Here is a 5,880-nt window from a genome sequence, read left to right as displayed (position 1 = left end):
ACCCCCCAACCTGATCTGACCAGGAAGAAGGAAATCCGAAATGACCAACCCGTTCGACGACGACAACGCCAAGTTCTACGTCCTGATCAACCAAGAAGGCGAACATTCCCTATGGCCGGTCTTCGCCGCCGTTCCCGGCGGCTGGTCCATCGCCTACGGCGCCGCCAACCGCAAGTCCTGCCTGGAGTACGTCGAGACGCACTGGGTGGACATGCGTCCCAAGTCGCTCATCGAAGCCATGTCCACCGAGGCGAACTGACCACCTGAATACGCGGGGCGCGCCGGTCCACATCCCCCTGCCGACCGGTGCGCCCCGCCTCGTCTCCGGGCTCAGACCTCGGCGTGCGCCGCGTCGATCACCGCGTGCGCGTGCTGCCGCCATTCCGCGACGGCTCTGGTGCGCAGGCCGCCGAGCGCCGAGTCGAACTGTTTCGCGCGCTTGGTGACCGTGAGCCCCACGTAGGTGTGCGCGTTCGTGATGGCGCTGGTCGCCACCGCGCAGGCCTCCTCGACCTCGCCCGAGGCCAGCAGCGCCGTGGCGTGCTCGAAGCGGACCAAGGCGGGCTCCATGGTCTCCGACGGGTCGTACAACGCCATCGCGCGGGCGGCCGCTACGGCGGTCTCCTCGGCGCGGCCGAGCCGGGAATATCCGATCGCCTGATAAAAAGCGAGTTTCTCCGGGCGGAAAGAAAAAATACCGACCGAAAGGTCTTCGGACCCGACGTCTTCCAAAGCCGATGCCGATCGTGCGATACACCGCGCGAATTCATCGGCGTGCCCGAGACTGGCGTGCGCACGCGCCGCCATTCCCCACAACCATGCGGCGGCCGGGCCGTAAGACGGATTTTCTTGCAAGCGGCCGTCGAGTAACTGCAAAACTTCCTTCGGTTTATCGCTATACGTCGGCAAATACGCGAGCCCGGCCAGGGCGATGTCCTCCGAATAACGGTCGCCGATGTCCTGCGCGGCGTGGATCGCGGTGGCATACCACATGCGCGCCTGACCGAAATGCCCTTCGTTGAAGAGGATCTCGCCCACCACGTTCGCCAGCCGTCCGGCCGTGCGCACCAATCGGACCTGCTGATGGGTGGGCTGCCGTTCGCCGAGACAGCCACGTACCAGCCGGAATTGCTCGAGCCCCGTCTGCAACAGCTCGTGGGGCGGAACCTGCACCACCCGCGTGCCCAGGACCTCGGCCGACTGCTCCAGGAACGCCAGTCGCCGTTCGCTGATCGACCCCGCGTCGAGGGTTGCCAGCATCCTCTCCGGTTCGCTCGCCACCAGGTCCGCCGCCTGGCCTGCCATGCCCGCGCCGATGCAGGCCAGCAGTTCTCGCCTTCTCACGTCGTCTTCCTCGACTTCCTTGTCGAGCCCGATTTCCCTACCGAGCTTGGTGTGCCTTTCGGGCGCCGAATCGGCGCGTTCGTAGTCGGGGGCCGGCTCCTGGCGCGTGGTGATCGCGCGCTCGAATCGTTCGGCGACGACGGAATCGACGCCCGACAAGACCCTGTCCAGGAGACGCTGGCTAGCGGCGTGCATCCGGGTTGTCCGGCCGTTCTCCCACAGGACCACGGTGCGCGGTGTGACGCCCACCAGACGCGCGAATTCGTAACGGCTTCGCTTCATCGCCGTGCGAAGCGCATGTACAGCTTCGCCCGTCCAGTCGACCTCCACCATAGGTCTCTCTTCCTCGCTCCAGGCCGCTACAAACGGAAAGTACTCGCAATTACCGCATTCGGGTCTGTTATCTACCGAATCGCAACGCGCACTGTTGAATCGCACCCGGCATCGGGGGTCCGCCCAAACCCTGTCGAGGGCGCCCGTTGTCCGGAACCCGGCGCACGGTCCCGACACGGCCCGATCCATCCGTGTCGAGCGCGGCTCCGGCGGCGCCTTCTCGGTGCCGGGTGCACTGCGCTTATGGAGGTGAACGATGGACGTGTTGCACTCGGATGTCCGAGAGCTGTGGTTGATTCAGAGCCGCGACTGCTCGCAGGAACCGCTCGGCCTGACCTATGACCGCGCGCGGTTCCTGTGCGCCGTCCACGCCGGGCACGGCGCACACTGCAGGCAATACCTAACCGCGTCGGCGTTCTGTTCCCGGCAGGCCGCCGACCAGTGAGCGGCCGTGAATCCGCTGCTGAGCATGCTCGGCGCGTGCACCTTGCTGGTGGCCGCGATCGTCGGCGTCGGCTCCTGCCTGCCGCACGGCGGCGCGGAGGACGCGCACCGACCGCCCGATGAGCCGTTCACCGTCGAGCAGGCGCACCGCGTGATGCAGGGCCACCGCCCCTGCCGCGCCGACGCCTGCCCCCGCAAACAAGCGGCCTTCCGCACCTTGGTCGCATCCGGCCGCGTCGTCCCCGACAGCAGGGCCGACGGATACTCGCGCTGACCGACTGTCAGCGCACCGAACTCGTTGCCGGCAGCGTGATCCGCCCGCCAACGACGTTCATCCCCTGCACGGGACTACGGCGAGGGAGCCCCGGCAGCGCCGAAGTCCTCGTACCCCGTACGACGGGGTACGAGGACTTCCCGGTGCCCGCGGAACCGAGTCGATGTCGCAGGGGTACATCGACCTGAGCGAGTGGCATACGGCCGCGGCGAACCCGAGTGGGCCCTCGGTGATGTGCCACTCGCGGTGTCAGTCGATTTCGGGCGGCCGTCCCCATCGCTGCTCGTACCGTTGCGGCGACATGAATTCCAAGCCCGTCGTGGTATCCGCGTGGTGGCATCGTGCCGCGTGGCAATCGCCACCACACCCAGGGTCGCAGCAGTTGTCACCGGAGCCCGCAGGGAACTCGACATCTCCCATGGAATCAACGATATCCGCAAGGGACGCTAATCGGCGGGAGTGCGACTTACGCGGACATCACGCCGGTCGATGACCGCCGATTCGAAGGTCTGACGGTGGAGAAGTTGGAAGAAATCGTTCCAGCGCCACCGCCCTACTACCTCTTCCTGGCGGACAAGCGAACGATGACCGATCCTGAACATCCGATACTCGTCGTGGATACGAGTCGGGGCAACACGGACTTCTTTCAGACCTTCCGCGTGGTGCCCAGCGAAATGCCCGCCGTAGAGAACAACCTGTCGCTGTCGAACATGGACTTCGAGGACTTCTCCGAAAACGTCGACGCCGACGGGGTGTTCCGCGGCTTCTGATGCGGGCCGTTTGCGTCGGCAGCCGCCTGAGCACCCCGCTGCGGGGCGCTCAGCCGACAGCAGCAACGGTCAGTTTCCGCTCGACGCGGTGGCGGCCGACAGCGCCTCGAATTCCTTGTCCGTCAGCTCGATTCGCGCGGCGGCGATGTTCTCCTCGACGTGCGCGACGCTGGAGGTGCCCGGGATCGGCAGCATGACGGGGGAGCGGCGCAGCAGCCAGGCCAGGGCGAGCTGGGCGGGGGTCGCGCCGTGCTCGGCGGAGATGGCGGCCAGCGGACCGCCGGGAGCGGCGAGTTCGCCCGTGGCGATGGGGAACCACGGGATGAAGCCGATGTTCTCCTGCTCGGCGTAGTTCAGCACGTCCTCGTCGGCGCGGTTGGCGAGGTTGTACAGGTTCTGCACCGAGACGATGGTGGCGAGTTCGCGCACCTGGCGCAGCTGTTCGACGGTCACCTGCGAGAGGCCGATGTGCCGGATCTTGCCCTCCTGCTGGAGTGCGACCAGCTCGCCGATCTGGTCGGCCAGCGGCACCTGCGAGTCGATGCGATGCAGCTGGTACAGATCGATCCGGTCGACGCCGAGATGGCGCAGGCTCAGTTCCGCTTGCTGGCGCAGGTATTCGGGCCGCGCGACCGGGCGCCACTCGTTCGGACCCTGCCGCGTGAGACCGGCCTTGGTGGCGATGACCAGGCCCTCCGGATAGGGGTGCAGGGCCTTGCGGATCAGTTTCTCGCTGACGAACGGACCGTAGGAGTCGGCGGTATCGATGAAGTTCACGCCGAGCTCCACCGCCCGGCGCAGCACCCGTACCGCCTCGTCCGGGTCCTTGGGGTCACCCCAGACGCCGGGGCCGGTCAACTGCATCGCGCCGTATCCCAGCCGATGCACCGGAAGATCGCCGCCGATGGCGAAGGTTCCGGATGCCGCGGCGGGTTGCGCGTCGAGATCTGTGCTCATGAGAATCTTCTTTCCGAAGTCGGAGACTGCGCCGATGCCCTGCGAATGTCGCGCCGGGACCGGACGCGGGCCTTTCTACCGCAACAGCATTGCCCCGAGGCCGATTCCGCCCCGGCGTTCGCCGGTGGCGAAAACCGGCCGTGCCCTCGAACTGGCCCAGGACCCGCGCCCGATGTCCGGCCTATCGGCAACGCCCACGTAGTCGGCACGGATCCCACCGTACTCGGACTCGGGAATCGAGCACCCCGAGCGACCAGCCGCGAACGAAAGCTTCCGCCACGATTCCGCCGGTACAACGCGCGCCGACTCCCGCGCTCGGCCGACTCGGCGATACTCGTGCCATCGAGTGGCACCTCGCCGCGGTGGCCACACACGATTCGCCGCGGCCGTGTGCCCACTCGCGAACGAAGGCGTCGAGCCGGTTCGCCGGTCGGTCGGCCGCCGTTACCGGACCGACGGTGCGCTGTCGCCCACGACCGTGGGCCACCCGCGCTACGGCGTCAGGTGGCCGAAGAGGATCGCCTGCATCAGGCGCACCACGCGCCGGGGGGAGCAGGCCGGGTCGGTGGAGCCGAAGCGTTCGCCCAGGTCGACGACCAGGGCGAAGGCGGCGTGCACCAGCAGCCGCGCCTCGGCGGCGGACAACTCGGGCCGCACGCCGCCCAGCAGTTTGGCCCATTCCTCCACGTTGAGGCGCTGGATATTGCGCAGCACCGTGCGCTCCTCCGGCGGCACGTTGCTGATCTCGGCGTAGTAGACGAAGGTCAGCTCGCGCTCGGCGAACGAGCCGGCCACGTACAACTCGATCAGGGTGTCGAGCGCTTGCTGGGGCGTCTCGGCCGCGGAGACGGCAGGCCCGATGGCGGCCGACACCCGATCCGCGGCCCGGCGGAACGCCGCCGTGAGGATGTCGCCCTTGCCGCGGTAGAACCGGTACACCGCCGAGGATGCGGGCAGTCCGGCGGCGTTGGCGATGTCCTCCACGCTGACGTTCGGGTATCCGCGCTGGTGGAACAGTTCGACCGCGCGCATCAGCAGCAATTCGTGTTTGAAGGTGAGCGGGATCTCGGTCGCGGTGAAGTTCTCGGCCTCGGCGCTGCCGGGCGGCGGCAGCTCGCACGCGGCGAGTGCGTGGCAGGCCGCGGTGAGCCGCGCGGTGAGCGTCCGCACCGGGATCGACACATGGTGATCACCGATGCTGCTGAGCACGCTCAGTTCCGCCGCGGCCAGGACGGCGCGATCGGCCTTCGACAGCGCGGGCCTGGTCTCGGCGAGCAGTGCGGTGAGCGTCGCGTTCACGCCCGCGAGCTGATCGGCCAGCGTGTCCGCGTCGTCTTCCTCCAGGTAGCGCCGCTGCCAGCGCAACAGCGCCGCGCTGCGCCGGTTGACGATGGCGGCCTCGATCAAGGCGTCGAGCACCCGCGCGAGCCGCTGCTCGGCGGACAGGTCCGTGGCTTCGGGCAGCCGGACCGCTTCGGCGCTGACCGCGCCCAACCGCAACACTTCCTCGCGGAACAGCGCGTACTTGCTCGGATAGTGGCGATACAGCGCCGCGGAGCTGATGTCGAGCCGAGAGGCGATGTCGTCCATGCTGACGCCGTGGTAGCCGAGCGCCCCGAACGCCTCGGCCGACGCCGCCGCGATCTGGGCGCGGCGGTCACGTGGTCGGCGCCGGATCACGCGTGCCGGTGTCCCGTCGGCCGCCTTGTCCGCGGCATGGCGGTCCTGGGCACCCATGCCGCGATGGTAGCCCAACAC

General features: G+C 68.0%; 7 protein-coding genes. 4 read left to right on the top strand and 3 right to left on the bottom strand.

Going from position 1 to position 5,880, the window contains the following annotated elements:
- Positions 1–40 precede the first annotated feature (40 nt).
- Positions 41–259 carry an MbtH family protein gene (locus tag AB0L97_RS03415; RefSeq protein ID WP_355074840.1) on the top strand — a complete coding sequence of 73 codons (219 nt, stop codon included), beginning with the start codon at positions 41–43 and terminating at the stop codon, positions 257–259.
- Between the two features lie 71 nt (positions 260–330).
- Here AB0L97_RS03415 and AB0L97_RS03410 read toward each other — a convergent pair whose 3' ends face one another.
- Positions 331–1,626 (bottom strand): hypothetical protein, encoded by a 1,296-nt coding sequence (locus AB0L97_RS03410; RefSeq protein WP_356963741.1) that lies wholly within the window; start codon positions 1,624–1,626, stop codon positions 331–333.
- Between the two features lie 307 nt (positions 1,627–1,933).
- On the opposite strand from AB0L97_RS03410, the gene AB0L97_RS03405 reads away from it, so the two are divergent.
- The 3 genes from AB0L97_RS03405 (at position 1,934) to AB0L97_RS03395 (ending at position 3,165) form a co-directional block, all read left to right on the top strand.
- Entirely contained in the window at positions 1,934–2,122 is a 189-nt protein-coding gene (locus tag AB0L97_RS03405) for a hypothetical protein (protein WP_355074836.1), read from the top strand.
- Positions 2,123–2,128: 6 nt separating this feature from the next.
- Positions 2,129–2,395, top strand: a complete 267-nt coding sequence (locus AB0L97_RS03400) for a hypothetical protein (RefSeq protein ID WP_355074834.1) — start codon at positions 2,129–2,131, stop codon at positions 2,393–2,395.
- 515 nt (positions 2,396–2,910) lie between these two features.
- Entirely contained in the window at positions 2,911–3,165 is a 255-nt protein-coding gene (locus AB0L97_RS03395) for a hypothetical protein (protein ID WP_364424917.1), read from the top strand.
- 69 nt (positions 3,166–3,234) lie between these two features.
- Here the strand turns inward: AB0L97_RS03395 and AB0L97_RS03390 are convergent, their stop codons facing one another.
- Both AB0L97_RS03390 and AB0L97_RS03385 read right to left on the bottom strand, forming a co-directional pair.
- Positions 3,235–4,122: an aldo/keto reductase gene (locus AB0L97_RS03390; protein ID WP_364424915.1), complete on the bottom strand. Its 888-nt coding sequence runs from the start codon at positions 4,120–4,122 to the stop codon at positions 3,235–3,237.
- A gap of 492 nt (positions 4,123–4,614) precedes the next feature.
- On the bottom strand, positions 4,615–5,859 hold the full coding sequence (locus AB0L97_RS03385; RefSeq protein ID WP_364424913.1) for a TetR/AcrR family transcriptional regulator: 1,245 nt from the start codon (positions 5,857–5,859) through the stop codon (positions 4,615–4,617).
- Positions 5,860–5,880 lie beyond the last annotated feature (21 nt).

This window comes from Nocardia sp. NPDC051911 (assembly GCF_040681035.1).
Lineage (GTDB): Bacteria > Actinomycetota > Actinomycetes > Mycobacteriales > Mycobacteriaceae > Nocardia > Nocardia sichangensis.
This window is presented reverse-complemented; position numbering and strand designations above follow the sequence as displayed.